Source organism: Streptomyces sp. S.PB5 (assembly GCF_030403745.1).
In the GTDB taxonomy this organism is placed as follows: domain Bacteria; phylum Actinomycetota; class Actinomycetes; order Streptomycetales; family Streptomycetaceae; genus Streptomyces.
Map to the genome: position 1 here is coordinate 177899 of NZ_JAQMWP010000020.1, position 14262 is coordinate 192160.

The 14262-nt window shown below is 68.3% G+C and carries 16 protein-coding genes and 2 pseudogenes; 10 read left to right on the plus strand and 8 right to left on the minus strand.

What is annotated here, in order from left to right:
- Nucleotides 1-5: 5 nt before the first annotated feature.
- Entirely contained in the window at nt 6-167 is a 162-nt protein-coding gene (locus PH203_RS39940; protein WP_289926801.1) for a hypothetical protein, read from the minus strand.
- A gap of 32 nt (nt 168-199) precedes the next feature.
- Here PH203_RS39940 and PH203_RS39945 point away from each other — a divergent pair, with 32 nt between their 5' ends.
- From PH203_RS39945 to PH203_RS39975, 7 genes are all read left to right on the plus strand, one after another.
- Entirely contained in the window at nt 200-991 is a 792-nt protein-coding gene (locus PH203_RS39945) for an alpha/beta hydrolase (protein ID WP_289926803.1), read from the plus strand.
- Between the two features lie 230 nt (nt 992-1221).
- On the plus strand, nt 1222-2241 hold the full coding sequence (locus tag PH203_RS39950) for an alcohol dehydrogenase catalytic domain-containing protein (RefSeq protein ID WP_289926804.1): 1020 nt from the start codon (nt 1222-1224) through the stop codon (nt 2239-2241).
- A 75-nt stretch (nt 2242-2316) separates the two neighbouring features.
- Nucleotides 2317-3141: an alpha/beta hydrolase gene (locus tag PH203_RS39955; protein ID WP_289926805.1), complete on the plus strand. Its 825-nt coding sequence runs from the start codon at nt 2317-2319 to the stop codon at nt 3139-3141.
- Between the two features lie 49 nt (nt 3142-3190).
- Entirely contained in the window at nt 3191-3880 is a 690-nt protein-coding gene (locus tag PH203_RS39960) for a type 1 glutamine amidotransferase domain-containing protein (RefSeq protein ID WP_289926806.1), read from the plus strand.
- A 24-nt stretch (nt 3881-3904) separates the two neighbouring features.
- On the plus strand, nt 3905-4768 hold the full coding sequence (locus tag PH203_RS39965; protein ID WP_289926808.1) for an alpha/beta hydrolase: 864 nt from the start codon (nt 3905-3907) through the stop codon (nt 4766-4768).
- Between the two features lie 158 nt (nt 4769-4926).
- A complete protein-coding gene (locus tag PH203_RS39970) occupies nt 4927-5370 on the plus strand; it encodes a thiamine pyrophosphate-binding protein (protein ID WP_289926810.1) in 444 nt (147 codons plus the stop codon).
- 122 nt (nt 5371-5492) lie between these two features.
- Nucleotides 5493-6179, plus strand: coding sequence for a thiamine pyrophosphate-dependent enzyme (locus PH203_RS39975; protein WP_289926812.1), 687 nt, complete (start codon nt 5493-5495; stop codon nt 6177-6179).
- A gap of 23 nt (nt 6180-6202) precedes the next feature.
- Here PH203_RS39975 and PH203_RS39980 read toward each other — a convergent pair whose 3' ends face one another.
- Both PH203_RS39980 and PH203_RS39985 read right to left on the minus strand, forming a co-directional pair.
- Nucleotides 6203-7174 (minus strand): alpha/beta hydrolase, encoded by a 972-nt coding sequence (locus PH203_RS39980; RefSeq protein ID WP_289926814.1) that lies wholly within the window; start codon nt 7172-7174, stop codon nt 6203-6205.
- 56 nt (nt 7175-7230) lie between these two features.
- Nucleotides 7231-7557: an antibiotic biosynthesis monooxygenase gene (locus PH203_RS39985; protein WP_289926815.1), complete on the minus strand. Its 327-nt coding sequence runs from the start codon at nt 7555-7557 to the stop codon at nt 7231-7233.
- A 144-nt stretch (nt 7558-7701) separates the two neighbouring features.
- On the opposite strand from PH203_RS39985, the gene PH203_RS39990 reads away from it, so the two are divergent.
- Both PH203_RS39990 and PH203_RS39995 read left to right on the plus strand, forming a co-directional pair.
- A complete protein-coding gene (locus tag PH203_RS39990) occupies nt 7702-8607 on the plus strand; it encodes an AraC family transcriptional regulator (RefSeq protein WP_289926817.1) in 906 nt (301 codons plus the stop codon).
- A gap of 158 nt (nt 8608-8765) precedes the next feature.
- The gene (locus tag PH203_RS39995) at nt 8766-9515 is read left to right on the plus strand and encodes an SDR family oxidoreductase (protein ID WP_289926818.1); all 750 of its coding nucleotides are present in this window, start codon (nt 8766-8768) and stop codon (nt 9513-9515) included.
- A gap of 178 nt (nt 9516-9693) precedes the next feature.
- Here the strand turns inward: PH203_RS39995 and PH203_RS40000 are convergent, their stop codons facing one another.
- From PH203_RS40000 to PH203_RS40020, 5 genes and pseudogenes are all read right to left on the minus strand, one after another.
- On the minus strand, nt 9694-10155 hold the full coding sequence (locus PH203_RS40000; protein WP_289926820.1) for a hypothetical protein: 462 nt from the start codon (nt 10153-10155) through the stop codon (nt 9694-9696).
- Between the two features lie 396 nt (nt 10156-10551).
- Nucleotides 10552-10836: a hypothetical protein gene (locus PH203_RS40005; RefSeq protein ID WP_289926822.1), complete on the minus strand. Its 285-nt coding sequence runs from the start codon at nt 10834-10836 to the stop codon at nt 10552-10554.
- Between the two features lie 55 nt (nt 10837-10891).
- Nucleotides 10892-11374, minus strand: coding sequence for a hypothetical protein (locus tag PH203_RS40010; protein ID WP_289926823.1), 483 nt, complete (start codon nt 11372-11374; stop codon nt 10892-10894).
- A 44-nt stretch (nt 11375-11418) separates the two neighbouring features.
- Nucleotides 11419-11751, minus strand: a complete 333-nt coding sequence (locus PH203_RS40015) for a hypothetical protein (protein ID WP_289926824.1) — start codon at nt 11749-11751, stop codon at nt 11419-11421.
- A gap of 154 nt (nt 11752-11905) precedes the next feature.
- Nucleotides 11906-13372: pseudogene (locus PH203_RS40020) on the minus strand (non-reducing end alpha-L-arabinofuranosidase family hydrolase).
- A gap of 678 nt (nt 13373-14050) precedes the next feature.
- Between PH203_RS40020 and PH203_RS40025 the strand changes: the two are divergent.
- Nucleotides 14051-14262, plus strand: a pseudogene (locus PH203_RS40025) (1,4-beta-xylanase); the annotation flags it as partial.

Sequence of the window (14262 nt, forward strand, 5' to 3'; positions counted from 1 at the left end):
TCGGCTCAGGCGGACTGCGACGCCGTCAGTGAGTATCCACTCGTCGTCAACAGGATCCGCCTACGGTCGACGGAACGTCTGCGGGTGCGGGTGGCCGAGGACATGGCCGCCGGGCGCTGCCGTACCGGCACGGCTCCGGCCGCGGCGAAGCGTGGATCATGCGTCACCTGCGTCACCTCTCTGAAGGCGAGGTCGCCCGATGAACAGCCCGGTGGTCTTCATTCACGGCCTGTGGATCCATGCGCTGTCCTGGCAGCCCTGGCAGGACCTCTTCGGCGAGCAAGGCCATGAGACCTTTGCGCCCGGCTGGCCCGGTGACGCCGATTCCGTCGAGGCCACCCGAGCCGACCCCGACGCCACAGCCGGGTTCGGCGTCGACGAGATCACCGACACCTACGCGAAGACCCTTGCGACTCTGGGGACGCCGCCCATCGTGGTGGGTCATTCCTTCGGCGGGCTGATCGCGCAGAAGCTGCTCAGCCGCGGCCAGGCCGCCGCGGCGGTGGCGATCTCACCTGCGCCGATCAAAGGGATCCGCGTCCTGCCGCCCAGTCTGCTGCGCTCCAGCCTGCCGGTCCTGTCCCGGCCGGGCAACAAACGCAAAGCCGTCGCCCTGACCGAGAAACAGTTCGCCTACTCCTTCGGCAATGCGCTGCCGCGGTCGGAGTCCGACGAGCTGTATCGCCGCTGGGCCATCCCGGGGCCGGGCCGTCCGCTCTTCGAGGCCTCATCGGCCAACTTCACCAGGAACGCGCCCACCGCCATCGACACCGGCCGCGGTGACCGCGGTCCGCTGCTGCTGCTCGCGGCAGGCAAGGACCACACCGTGCCCGCCGTCGTCGTCCGTGCGGCCCACCGGCTCTACGCCGGCTCCGGCTCCGTCACCGAGATCGTCACCTACGCCGATCGCGGGCACACGGCCCCGTTCGACCACGGCTGGCGCGAACTCGCCGACGACACCCTGGCCTGGCTTGCCCGCCAAGGCCTCTAGCCGGTCGGAGGCGGAGGCTCCGTCGGTCGCGAGCGCCGGGGGTGAAGCCGTTGCGGCGCCGGACTTCCGCCCGCGCACTCGCTCTGATCCGGAATGCACAACGCATCCACTTTTCATCAATCGGTGCTCCGTAGCTTCGGCCAGGACAAGGAGCACAGGGCCACCACAGATCGCAGTACTGCGGTTCATTCCGCGCCCGGGAAGGCAAGGGCGCACGGAAGGAGTCGGACATGGCAACGATGAAGGCGGCAGTCGTCCGTGAGGCCAACGCGCCCTGGGTGCTGCAGGACGTTCCGATGCCGACGGCGGGGCCGCACCAGGTCCTCGTCAGGATCCATGCCTGCGGGGTGTGCTACACCGACGCCCTGCTGGCGCAAGGGGTGCTCGCTCTCCGCCCGTTCCCCATGGTGCTCGGGCACGAAGGCGTCGGTGAAGTGGTCGCCGTCGGCGACGGCGTGACGTCACGTCAGGTGGGCGACCGGGTCGGGCTGCCCATCATGCAAAAGCCCTGCGGAAGGTGCGCGTTCTGCAAGGAACGGCACGCGGACAGCTTCGTGACGGCCAACAACTGCGCCGCACCCGTCCTGACGGGAGTCAACGTCGACGGCGGCCAGGCCGAGTACGTCGCCGCCGACGAGCAGGGCACGGTCCTCCTGCCCGACGGACTGTCCTACGAGCTGGCCGCGCCCACGGTGTGCGCCGGCTACACCGTGTGGGCCGCGCTTCGCCGGGCGGGTGCCAAGCCCGGAGCGACGGTCGCCGTCGCCGGTGTGGGCGGTGTCGGCCATCTCGGGATCCAGTTCGCCAAGGCGGCCGGTTATCGCGTGATCGCCGTGAGCCACTCGCCCGACAAGCACGCTCTGGCCAAGGAACTGGGTGCCGACGAGGTCGTGGCGGACGGTGCGGGACTGCGCGAGGCCGGCGGGGCCGACGTCCTGCTGCACACCGCTCCGACGCACGCCTCCGCCATCGACGCGATGCAGGGCCTGCGGCCGTGGGCGAAGATCATCCTCATGGGGATCTCCGCCGACGACACCTTCCCCGTCCCCGCTCTCGCCGTGACGAGCCACGGTTACGAGATCATCGGCTCCGCCCACAACGGGCCGGAGTATCTCGCCGAGGCACTGGAGATCGTCGCCGGCGGACAGGTGAAGCCCATGATCGAGGTCTTCCCGAAGGAAGACGTCGGCGAAGCCTACAACCGCCTGATCAAGGGACAGCTTCGGTTCCGGGCTGTCGTGAAGTACTGAGCTGCCTTTGCGAGGCAAGCGACCACATTCATCCCAAGGTCGTCCCCAGGGGCGTCCGCGAGGGAGGTACACCCCATGAACGCGATCACGGTCACGGATGGTACAGAGATCTTCTTCAAGGACTGGGGCTCAGGCCCGCCGATCGTCTTCAGCCACGGGTGGCCGCTGTCGTCCGACGACTGGGACACCCAGATGCTGTTCTTCCTGCACCACGGCTATCGCGTCATCGCCCACGACCGGCGCGGACACGGCAGGTCCACGCAGGTCGGCGGAGGCCACGACATGGACCACTACGCCGACGATCTGGCCGCGCTGACCGAGCACCTGGACCTGCGGGACGCCGTTCATGTCGGACACTCCGCAGGCGGCGGCGAGGTGGCGCGCTACATCGGACGCCACGGCGAGAGCCGGGTGGCGAAGGTGGTGCTGATCAGCGCGGTGACACCGTCCCTGTTCCAGGCGGACGCCAACCCCGACGGTCTGCCACAAGACGCCTTCGACGGTCTGCAGTCCGGCCTCGCCGCCAACCGCTCCGAGTTCTTCCGGAACGTCGCGTCCGGCCCGTTCTACGGCTTCGACCGGCCGGGCGTCGAGCCGTCCGAGGCGGTCATCCAGAACTGGTGGCGCCAGGGCATGACGGGCGCCGCGAACGCCCAGTACGACTGCGTCTTCGCCTTCGCACGGGAGGACTACACCGAGGACCTCAAGAAGATCAGCGTGCCGGTCCTGGTGATGCACGGCGACGACGACCAGATCGTTCCCTACGCCGCCACGGCGCCACGAGCAGTCGAGCTGCTGAAGAACGGCACGCTCAAGACGTACGCCGGCTTCCCGCACGGTATGCCGACCACGCAGGCCGACACGATCAACGCCGACCTGCTGGAGTTCATCCGGTCCTGACCACCGTGGACGCCCCACGGCACACGGTCCATGAGACAGGAGAGGGCACATGAAGGTCCTGATCGCGCTGACCTCGCACGACGAACTGGGCGACACCGGGCGCAAGACGGGGTTCTGGCTCGAAGAACTGGCCGCGCCCTACTACCACTTCAGGGACGCGGGATGGCAGACCACCCTCGCCTCACCGAAGGGCGGGCGCCCACCCCTGGACCCCAAGAGCAACGAGCCGCAGTTCCAGACCGACCAGACCCGCCGGTTCGAGGCCGACGCCCGGGCCGAGGCCCAACTGGACACCACCGTGCGGCTGGACGCGGTGAACGCCGACGACTTCGACGCGGTGTTCTACCCCGGCGGGCACGGGCCGCTGTGGGACCTCGCCGAGGACCCGACGTCGATCGCACTGATCGAACGGGCCGTCGAGTCGGGCACCCCGATGGCGCTGGTGTGCCATGCCCCCGGTGCGATGCGGCACTGTCGGACCCCGGACGGCACGCCCTTGGTGGCGGGCCGCAGGGTCACCGGCTTCACCGACAGTGAGGAAGAGGTGATGGGCCTGACGAAGGTGGTGCCGTTCCTGGTGGAGGACGAACTCATCGCCAAGGGAGCCGACTTCTCCAAGGCCGGTGACTTCGACCCGTACGTGGTGACCGACGGACTGCTCGTCACCGGCCAGAACCCGGCATCCTCCGGTCCGGCCGCGCTCGGGTTGATCGCGCTGGCCGAAAAGACCAGGGGGTAGGTCCCCGCGCGGAGGGTGAGACCCATGGCGAAGATCCATCACCGTTTCGCCGACGTCCGCGGCCAACGACTGTTCTACCGCGAAGCCGGACCGGTCGACGCACCCACGCTGGTGCTGCTGCACGGCTTCCCCGCGAGCTCGTTCATGTTCCGCAACCTGCTCCCGCTGCTGGCCGACCGGTGGCACATGGTCGCCCCCGACCATCTGGGCTTCGGTCACTCCGACGCGCCGCCGGTCACCCGGTTCACCTACACCTTCGACGCCCTCACCGAGCTGACCCGGGACCTGCTCGGGCAGCTCGGCATCGAGCGGTACGCGATGTACGTGCACGACTACGGCGCCCCGATCGGCTGGCGGCTCGCGCTGCAGGACCCGGCAGCGGTCACGGCCATCATCAGCCAGAACGGCAACGCCTATCCGGAAGGATTCGTGCCGGCGTTCTTCGAGACCGTCCGGGCCTACTGGAAGGAGCGGACTTCGCAGACCGAGGCGGGCGTCCGTGAGGCGCTGAGCCTGGAGTTCACGCGGTGGCAGTACCTGACCGGTGCCTCCGAGGAAACACTGGTCGACCCCGACACGTGGCAGCACGACCACGCGCTGCTCTCCCGCCCCGGCAACGATCTCGTCCAACTGGCGCTGTTCCTCGACCATGCGACCAATCCGCCGCTCTACCCCGTCGTGCACCGCTACTTCCGCCAGTACCAGGTGCCCCTGCTCGCCGTCTGGGGACGCGACGACCCCATCTTCGGCCCGGACGGCGCGCGGGCCTTCGCCAACGACCTGCCGGCCGCCGAGATCCACCTCCTCGACGGCGGTCACTTCCTCCTGGAGAGCGCACTCGACGAGGCGGTGCCCCTGATCCGTGCCTTCCTGTCAGCCCACCTCTGAGCCCTCGGAACGCTCGTGCGCGGCTTGAGCGGCATCACCTACCTTGGCCCTCCGCGGACGCCCGCGTCCCAGCTGGTGTGGCGGCGCTGTGAGTCGGCAGGCATCTGCCCGCCAGAACAGCACGGCTGTAGAAGATCAGCGGAAGGCGGTCAGCTTCTATGAATGGTGCCGAGACCGTCCTGCGCACCCTGCTCGACAACGACGTGGACGTCTGCTTCGCCAACCCCGGTACGTCGGAGATGCAGTTCGTCGCGGCGCTCGACCGCCACCCGGCCATGCGCGGCGTGCTGTGCCTCTTCGAAGGGGTGGCGACCGGGGCCGCCGACGGCTACGCCCGCATGACCGGCCGACCGGCCGCGACGCTGCTCCACCTCGGCCCCGGCCTGGCCAACGGGCTGGCGAACCTCCACAACGCGCGGCGAGCGCACACTCCCCTGGTCAACGAGCGATCTCGACACTCATCATGGCCGCCGACCTCTCCTGGGAGGAGAGCACCCCGCCCGCACCCCACCTCCCGGCACCGCCCCTGCGGACTGTCACCCGTACCGACGTGGAAACCGCAGCGGCACTGGTCACCGGACCGGAGCCCGTCGCGCTGCTGATCGACGGTGCCGGACTGAGCGAGCTCGGTCTGCACGCTGCCGCCCGGATGGAAAAGGCCACCGGAACCGCCGCCTTCTGCCCGACCCGGCCCGCCCGGTTGCGGTGAGGCGCCGGCGTACCGGTGATCCGGCCCCTGGGCTACCGGGCTGAAGCCGTCGGCCGGCAACTGGCGGGCGTCCAGCACCTGATCCTGGTCGGAGCACGTGAACCCGTGGCATCGTTCGCCTACCCGGGTCGCCCGGGCAACCTCACCCCGCCTGGAACGCGCGTGCACCACTTCGTCCCCGACGAGGGCTTCGATGTCGTGCACGCACTGACGGAACTGGCGGACACCGTCGCACCGGACACTCTCGTAGTGCTGCCGGCACCAGTCGCTGCGCCACACGACGTCCTCGGCCTGACCGGCCTCGCCATCGGGCAGGGCATCCCCGTGGCCGTCGGCGCGGCCATCGCGTGTCCCGAACGGCCGGTCGTCTGTCTGCAGGCCGACGGCAGCGCCCTGTACACCATCTCCGGCCTGTGGACCCAGGCCCGCGAGGAGCTCAACGTCACCACCGTCATTCTCAACAACCGCTCCTACGCGATCCTCCGCGCCGAACTGGTGCGAGTGGGCGGCAGCGAGGCCGGACCGGCCGCCGGCGCCCTGTTCGACCTCAGCCGACCCGACATCGACTTCACCGCCCTGGCCGCCGGCATGGGCGTTCCCGCGACCCGGGCCGCGAGCACGACGGAACTGGCCGAGCAGTTCTCCACGGCGCTGGCCACACCCGGACCCCACCTCATCGAAGCGGTCCTCCAGCCGACCTGAGACGGACAGTGCCGGGGCCGGCGTCACTGTGCGATGCGGTTCCCGGACAGGAGCCGTGTGAGCCAGTCGGTCCGGGTGCGGCGGGCCGTGGTCGAGATGTGTGCCTGCGGGTACAGGGCGTCGAAGCCGTGGAAGCCGCCGGCCCAGACGTGGAGTTCGGCCTGGCCGCCGGCCGCCCAGATACGGGTGGCGTAATCGACGTCTTCATCGCGGAAGACCTCTGCGGAGCCGGTGTCGATGTAGGTGGTCGGCAGGTTGGAGAGATCCTGGGCCAACGCCGGCGACATGTAGGGGGAGACCTCGGCGTCGGTGAGGTCGCCGAGGAGCGAGCGCCATCCGAACGCGTTCATCTCGCTGGTCCAGACGCCGGGGGTGCCGGAGTACTGGCGGCTGGAGGCGGTGTCGTTGCGGTGGTCGAGCATGGGGCAGATCAGCATCTGTGCGGCGATCGCGGGACCGCCCAGGTCGCGGGCGAGCAGGCTGACGCCGGCGGCGAGTCCGCCTCCCGCGCTGGCACCCGCGACAACGATCCGGTCGGGGTCGATGTGCAGTTCGGCGGCGTGTTCGGCGACCCAGCGCAGTCCGCGGTAGCAGTCGTCGACCAGGGTGGTCCCGGTGGCCTCCGGTGCGAGCCGGTAGTCCACGGAGACCACGACCGCGCCGAACCGGTCGAGCCACTCCAGCGGGATGTCGATCTGCGAGAAGCGGTCGCCCATGACCATCCCGCCGCCGTGGATCCAGTAGATGCAGGGGGCGGTCGTACCGCGATCGGAGTGCGCGGGGCTGAGGACCGACAGGGGGATCGGGGCACCGTCCTCGGCGGGCACGGTGATCTCGCGGCGGTCGACCTGCCGGTGCTCGAGAAGGGATTCGACGGGTGTCGAGGGCAGTTGGCGCAGTTGTGCGAGGACTTCCGGGGTGAGCTGCGACATGAGAGGCATCTCGGCGAGGAGTTCACGCAGTTCGGGGTCCAGGGCGGGGCGTGCCACGGTCATGGTCGTCGTCCTTCGTAGAGGTGAGTCGGGCTGGGGGGATGGCGCCTGGGGATGGATCAGGGCTTCGCAAGGGTGGCTTTGCCGCCGACGGGGACGTGGTCGGTGTACTCGGGCTCCCGGGCCAGCAGCGGGCCGATCTGCGCCACGAGGGCCTGAGCGGCCTCACCGGCGAAGATCCGGTGATGGTCGTCCTCGCTGGTCCAGCCCTCGGTGACGTGGACGACGTCGGGGTCGGACGCGGAGCGGGAGACCAGGTAGACGACGCAGTGTTCGCTCGCGCCAGGGCTGCCCTCGTTCAGGCCGGTCAGCAGCAGGTCGATCAGCCGGTCTCCCGTGGCGGGCTTGGCGGTCAGGGTGGCGCTGAAGCCGTATGTGGCGATCATGGTCGTCCTTTTGGTCGGTGGTGGAGTGAAGTGACTCCATTCAACAGCTCTGACCTGCGGAAACGTTAGAACGATGCTCGCCCGGGCTTGCACGATCCTCGCGAATGCGGGAGCTGTGGCCCGTAAGGGTGCTGCAATGCCCCTATGTATCTCGAAGAGCTGCGAACCCTGCTCGCCCGGCACGCCGGGCCGGATTGGACCACCGCCATCGACGGAGTCCTCGTCTCCAAGGTCGACCGCCCCGACCCGCCGACCCCCTCCATGTCCGGGATGGTGCTCGCGGTCATTGCCCAGGGCGCCAAACGACTCGCTCTGGGTGACCGGGTCTACGAGTACGGTCCCGGGCAGTTCCTCGTCGCATCCGTCGACCTCCCCGTCACCGGAGAGTTCACCCAGGCCGCCCCCGACCAGCCGGCCCTCGGCTTCGGACTCACGCTGGAGCCGTCCGCCGTCGCCGAGTTGCTCCTCCAGGCCGGCCCCGGAGACACCCCTCGCACCGGTGCGGGCGCGCCCTCGGCGATCGCCGTCAGCGATGCCCCGCCCGCGCTGCTCGACGCGGTGATCCGGCTGCTGCGGCTGCTCGACGAACCCCGCGACCGAGCCGTACTGGCGCCGCTCGTCAAACGCGAGGTCCTGTGGCGGCTGATCACCAGCGAGCAGGGTGCGACGGTCCGTCAACTCGGCCTGGCCGACAGCAGCCTCAGTCATGTGTCCCGGGCCGTGCGCTGGATCCGCGAGAACTACGCGCAGCCCTTCCGGGTCGAGGACGTGGCCCGGATGTCCGGCATGAGTGCCTCGGCCTTCTACCGCAACTTCCAGGCGGTGACCGCGATGAGCCCCATCCAGTTCCAGAAGCAGATCCGGCTCCAGGAAGCCCGGCTGCTGCTCGCCACCCACCCGGGCGATGTCACGGGAGTCGGCCAGCGCGTGGGCTACGACAACCCCTCCCAGTTCAGCCGGGAGTACCGCCGCCAGTTCGGCGCGCCGCCCAGCCGGGATGCCGCGCGCCTGCGTGACGCGGTGCGCGCCCCCACCGCCCTCCTGCCCTGAGCGGCAAGGCATCCGCTTGGGAGGATCAGGCAAGGGGACGAGAGGATAGTTCTACCGTTCCCGCAGGTCAGAGCGGTCCAATGGGATTGTCGGTTCTTCCGCGGAGCAGGAAAACGCCAATGCTCCGCGCATCCCATCACATCGCCGAGGGGCACAGCATGAAGACAGTTCTGATCACGGGAACCTCGTCCGGATACGGCCGGGCGACCGCCCTCCACTTCCACGAGCAGGGGTGGAACGTCATCGCCACGATGCGCACCCCCCGCGCCGGAATCCTGCCCGAGTCGGACCGGCTGCGTGTCGTCGAACTCGACGTGACCGAGCCCGCGAGCATCACCGCCGCAATCGAGGCGGCGGGACCCGTGGACGCTCTGGTCAACAACGCGGGCGTACCCTCGATCAGCGTGTTCGAGGGCACCCCCATGGCCCAGGTGCGGGAAGTGTTCGAGACCAACACCTTCGGTGTCATGGCGACCACGCAAGCGGTGCTGCCCCAGTTCCGTGAACGCGGCTCAGGCGTGGTGGTCAACGTGACCTCCAGCGTGGTGCTGGGCCATATGCCGCTGTCCGCGGTCTACAAGGCGAGCAAGATGGCCGTCGAGGGGTTCACCTCGTCGCTCGCACTCGAACTCGCGCCCTTCGGTGTGCGGGCGAAGACGGTCCAGCCGGGCGCCTGTCTGACGACGAACTTCGCCGCCCGGGCCACGCACGGCGTCTCACCGGACGAGCTGGTCCCGGCGCCCTACGCGCCGTGGGCGAAGAAGGCCATGGACTCCTTCACCGGCCAGGAGCTGTTCACCAAGGAGACCGATGTCGCCGAGGCGGTGTGGCGAGCCGTGCACGACACGACCGGTCAGCTGCGATTCCCCGCCGGTCCCGACGCCCACTGGCTCGCCCAGGCGAAGTAGCCCACGGACCGCCACGGTGCACAGACCGCCACGGTGACACGCTCTGACGCCGCACTCCGCCCCGCGCGTATGGCGGAGTGCGCGTCTCTCCCCGAGAGGACCTCGGTCGGCGGGGTCCTCACGCCGTGACGGTCGTCACCGTTCAGAGGCTGCACCCGGACCGGGTCCGCGTGTCGGTTCAGCAGGCGATGACGTACCAGACCGGGGTCCAGTACACGTCGTTCCGCTCAGGGGCGACGCTGGAGAACATCCAGGCGCCGTTGGCGTCGTAGAAGTTGGCCCTGGTGCCCGGCGTCTGGTTGTTGTGAAGGGAGCCCCAGCCGATGAGGTTGGGCAGGGTGTACGTCGTGCTGCATGTGGTGTACTCGAATCGGTTGCCGTTCCCGCCCGTGCCGCAGACGTAGTAGTAGGGGCAGGTCCGTGCGGCGGCGGCTGAAGTGGACCCGGCGGCTTTGGGCATGACGGCGTTCTTCATCTGGGCCGCCGTGAGCGATGGTTGGCGGGCTTCCTCGGAGGTGAGGATGCCGGTACCGCCCTTCAGGGTTCCCGTGTGGGCGGCGGCCGTACCGTTGAGCCCGATCGTCGAGCTGGCGATTGCCGCTGCCGCGAACAGCGCCGCGGTCAGTTTGCGTCGTGCCATGAGGATTGTCCTCCCTGTGACCGTCAACACGCCTTCGCAATGCAGCGGTTGGCGGCTGCGTAACTGGTGACCCGCAGTGCACGGTCAGCTATGACGGCCGGGGGGCCAGGGCGCCGCGGATCGGGAGCAGGTGGCCGCCCTTCGGGCCCTGTGGGGACTTGAGCGGCATCGACGTGGGACGTGGTGCTTGAAGGTAGGACCCGGTCGGCACGGAGCGCCAACTTTTCGAAGACCTTCGAAACGCCCCGCTCGCGACAGCTGACGGACACGCCGGCCGGCGCCGCTCCGGCGCACTCGTCGAGGGCAGCCCGTCGAACCTGACGGAGGCTGTCGTCGCACAGGGGAAGGGCACACCCTCGGCGTCCTGAACGGCAGGCGGCGGGTGTGCCGGGCGTCTCAGTCGCGGATGAAGCGGTCGATCCGCACTTCGGTGAGCGAGTCGAGTGCACCGAGTTGCTCGGCTGCCGCGGCGATCTGGTCGTACTCCGTCCGCAAGATGCGGATGCGGTGGGACTCGATCACGCGCGCGAGGTCGTCCACGGCCAGTTCGGCTTCGTCGTTGTCGACCATGTGGATGACCGATCGCAGTGCCGCTTCGGGTCCCTTCTCTCCCGCGAGCCGCGTCGAGATGCTCTCGGCGGCTGCGCGGATGAGGTCATCCGGGGAATCCGGTGCGTTCATCGGCTGAGACATTCTCCTTCGGAAGGTCACCCGGTCCGGTTGATGTAGGCGGTGGTCACACCGTCACACCCAGCGGCTTTCCGTCGGGCGCCGCAGTGGTGCGGAAGTACACGTAGACCGTGTACTTCTTCTTTCGGCATTCGCAGCCGGTCCAGTATGAGTACGTGATGTCCCACTTGCCGTCATGGACGCCGCCCCAGGCGTTCCGCCACTTGCCCGAGATGAGCGCCTTCTTCAGGTCGCTCATCATCGTGGAGCTGGACCGCCACGCGGAGCGCTTCCCCTTTCCGACGTGCTTGTCCTTGATGTGCCGCAGGCCGAACTTGCCGTACTTCTTGCCGTTGACCGGCTCGGCGCAGACGAAATCGTAGGCGTTGCAGTTGCCGCCGAAGACCGGGTCCAGCCGGAGGAACCGGGCTGTCGTCGGGTCGTACAGCCGTGGTCGAGTCGTTGGCGTAGTACGCCAGGGTCGAGCCCGGCAGCGCGGTCGTGCGGCCGAAGGCGTCGTAGGTGTAGCCCGACTCGTGAACAACTGCACCGCAACTTCACGGGAGTCCCGTTCGGTGGCGTCGGGGCGAGTGGCTACGGGAGGTCGACGATGGTGCCGTCCTTGTCGAGCGTGTGGGTCTGCCAGTACACGTCCCACTTGTCGCCGACCTCCTGAGGGACCTTCCCTTCGGGGTAGCGCGCGTATCCCGCGTCGGGTTCCGCGCCGTCCGCGACGCAGGCGGAGCCGGTCGTGCCCACGGCCAGGACCGGGTACTCACCACTGCTGCAGATGCTCTCCTGGTACTCCCAGCCCGCGCATCCGGTGAGGGTCACGGCCGCGACCGCGCTCGCCAACACGGCGGCGATACGCACTTTTCCGGACCGCAGGTGGGAAGCGGTGCGGCTGTTGATGCGGAGCGTGTTCATGGTCTTTCTCCCGTCGTTCGGTGTCCCCCCACTCTCACCTCTGGACGGCTGCCGCTTCCTGAGTGCACGTACTCAGAGCCGTATGTGCAGATGCTCAATGTGCCGTGAGACACGGGACCGGCCCCCTTGCGTGAGCCGGTTCCGTGTCGTGCCGTCAGCGCTGCAGTGTCAGCAGCCCTGGACGGTAGGGGAGGAGGCCGTAGTCGCCGCCTGAACTGGGGCTGCGCCCCTGGTAGAGCAACTGCAGATTGCAGGGGTCGACGGTCATGGTCTGATCAGCGCTGGTGCGCAGCAGTTCGCCGTGGCTGATGTCGTTGGTCCAGGTGGCCCCGCTGTTGGCCTTGCCGGCGAAGGGATTGCTCTCGGTGGCGGCCTGCGGTGTCCACGTGCCGTTCAGGCTGGTGGCCGTGAACGAGCGGAAGTAGCGGCCCTGTGAGCCGATCGCCTCGACGATCATGAGGTAGCGGTTCTGACCCTGCAGCTTGTAGACCTGCGGGGCTTCGAACAGGTTGTTCGTCGTATCGCTCATGACCACGGTGGACGTCGTGCCGAAGCTGCCCGGGAAGTTCCCGATGGGCATGCTGGCCCGGTAGATCTTGCCGTTGTCGCCGGCGAAGAACAGATACATGTTCGTGCCGTCGCCGATGATCGTCTGGTCGATGGGCCCCGTTCCGGAGCCGGAGATGCTTCCGGAGAACAGCACCTGCTGCGATGACCAGCCATTGGGGTTGGTGGGGTCGCTCGATGTCCGGTAGGAGAAGGCGGTCCCGCCCCACTGGTGGGCGAGCACCCAGATGTTCTTCGGCGCGAAGTAGAAGAGTGTGGGTGCGACGGTGGACGATGACATCGTGTTCTGGCTGGCCGAGGCCATCTCCGACCAGTTGGTGAACAGGCCGAAGTTCATCGAGCCCCAACTCGTCCCCGTGTCGTGCGTCGTGGCGTAGACGAGTTGCCTGCCGTTGTAGGGGGCGACGGTGAAGTCCTTGAGCGAGACCCAGCCAGACTTGGGCTGTGCCAGCGCGCCCGTGGATGTCCAGCGGTATGTCGATGGAAGATCGCAAGCGCCGGGGGTGCCGGCGCCGACCCTGACGAGCTGCCACTGCTGGTTGGTGCCGCCCCAGTCGTCGTACTGGACGATGTTGGCGTTGTCGGCCGTGGAGGCGCCCTGCACTTCAAGGGCCTTGCTGCTGTGGCGCGAGATGAGCCGCACGTGGCCGTCCGAGCTGTCGGCCAGTCGCTACTGCTGGTTGGTGGCGTTCAGGTCGGTCCACTGGACGACGGAACCGCCGTTCGCGGTGGACCAGTTGTACAGGTCCAGCACCTTGCCCGAGTGGCGGGATTTGAGGCGGTAGTAGCCGCCCCCGGCGTCGGCGAACTGCCACTGCTGCTGGGCCTGGTCGTTTCTGGTCCACTGGGTGATGCGGGCGCCGTCGTTGGTCGCCTGGTTGTAGGCGTCCAGCGCTTTGCCACTGTTGCGATTGACCAGGACATACCAGGCGTTGGGGTCGACGGTCGCCGCGCTGGCGGGCTGGGCCCCGAGGAAAGTGGCCACGAGCGGCAGCGGCGCAAGGACGGCGAGTAAGCGTCTGAGCGGAGCCGTGGACGGATGGCGCAACCACATCTGAGGGCCTCCTTGAGGGGCGCAGAGCGAAGTGGCGTCGGCGAACCGCGGAGCGGCGTGCCGGGGGAGAAGGTCTCTCGAAAGTTTCGAGAAGTTCACAGATCTTTCGACGCCACAAGATAGAAATGCGCGATCTCTTGGTTAAGGTCTGCTGCGGTTCTGTCTGCAAACAGTGCTTCGCCTTCGGGTGCGGTGAGTGTGCACTCACCGGTATTTCGCCTGACAGGGGTAGCTGGGCCCCGCCTCGGGGCGTTGCCGGCTGTGATGTTGGGGGTCTGTTGTCGGCCCGCCATGATGTCGAATGTTTCGAAATACAGAAGGCAACATTCTTTGCAGGAAGTGTTGACGATTCATCGTCAACACATCAATCATCCATCTCCAAGGGTCGACCCCAGTTCGAAATGCCGAACTCAATGGGCTGTGTGCAAGCCGCGCCACAGCACTGCGCCACCCCCGTTTCCTTCCGGTGAGGTTCGCACCAGCGCAGCTGGCTCTTCGTGCAGTCGGAGATGTCTGCGACGCCGTGTGACGGCCCCCGGCCGAGCCGCCATGGAGTATCCCGTGCCCGTGCCGAAACAGCGCTGCCGCTCCGGTCCACCCCGTCCGTCCGCCGAGGAGCGGTCGACGATCTCCCCTGCGCTTCAGTCATTCCGTGATGCCCGTTCTGGAGGCACAGCCATGGGCCTGTACGCCCTTCCCGGACCCGGTGTCCGCCGGAGAATCCGCAGTCTGCTGCTGGTGCTGCTCGTCGGCGTCCTCAGCGCGGCCGCGGCAGTGGTCACACCGTCGGCCGCACACGCCGCCGAGAGCACGCTCGGCGCCGCGGCGGCGCAGAGCGGCCGTTACTTCGGCACCGCCATCGCCTCGGGCAGGCTGGGCGACTCGGCGTA

What these genes read in the sequence shown, in the direction of transcription:
- PH203_RS39945 (WP_289926803.1), top strand. Translation starts at nt 200, where the DNA reads ATGAACAGCCCGGTGGTCTTCATTCACGGCCTGTGGATCCATGCGCTG.
- PH203_RS39950 (WP_289926804.1), top strand. Translation starts at nt 1,222, where the DNA reads ATGGCAACGATGAAGGCGGCAGTCGTCCGTGAGGCCAACGCGCCCTGG.
- PH203_RS39955 (WP_289926805.1), top strand. Translation starts at nt 2,317, where the DNA reads ATGAACGCGATCACGGTCACGGATGGTACAGAGATCTTCTTCAAGGAC.
- PH203_RS39960 (WP_289926806.1), top strand. Translation starts at nt 3,191, where the DNA reads ATGAAGGTCCTGATCGCGCTGACCTCGCACGACGAACTGGGCGACACC.
- PH203_RS39965 (WP_289926808.1), top strand. Translation starts at nt 3,905, where the DNA reads ATGGCGAAGATCCATCACCGTTTCGCCGACGTCCGCGGCCAACGACTG.
- PH203_RS39970 (WP_289926810.1), top strand. Translation starts at nt 4,927, where the DNA reads ATGAATGGTGCCGAGACCGTCCTGCGCACCCTGCTCGACAACGACGTG.
- PH203_RS39980 (WP_289926814.1), bottom strand. Translation starts at nt 7,174, where the DNA reads ATGACCGTGGCACGCCCCGCCCTGGACCCCGAACTGCGTGAACTCCTC.
- PH203_RS39985 (WP_289926815.1), bottom strand. Translation starts at nt 7,557, where the DNA reads ATGATCGCCACATACGGCTTCAGCGCCACCCTGACCGCCAAGCCCGCC.
- PH203_RS39990 (WP_289926817.1), top strand. Translation starts at nt 7,702, where the DNA reads ATGTATCTCGAAGAGCTGCGAACCCTGCTCGCCCGGCACGCCGGGCCG.
- PH203_RS39995 (WP_289926818.1), top strand. Translation starts at nt 8,766, where the DNA reads ATGAAGACAGTTCTGATCACGGGAACCTCGTCCGGATACGGCCGGGCG.
- PH203_RS40000 (WP_289926820.1), bottom strand. Translation starts at nt 10,155, where the DNA reads ATGGCACGACGCAAACTGACCGCGGCGCTGTTCGCGGCAGCGGCAATC.
- PH203_RS40005 (WP_289926822.1), bottom strand. Translation starts at nt 10,836, where the DNA reads ATGAACGCACCGGATTCCCCGGATGACCTCATCCGCGCAGCCGCCGAG.
- PH203_RS40015 (WP_289926824.1), bottom strand. Translation starts at nt 11,751, where the DNA reads ATGAACACGCTCCGCATCAACAGCCGCACCGCTTCCCACCTGCGGTCC.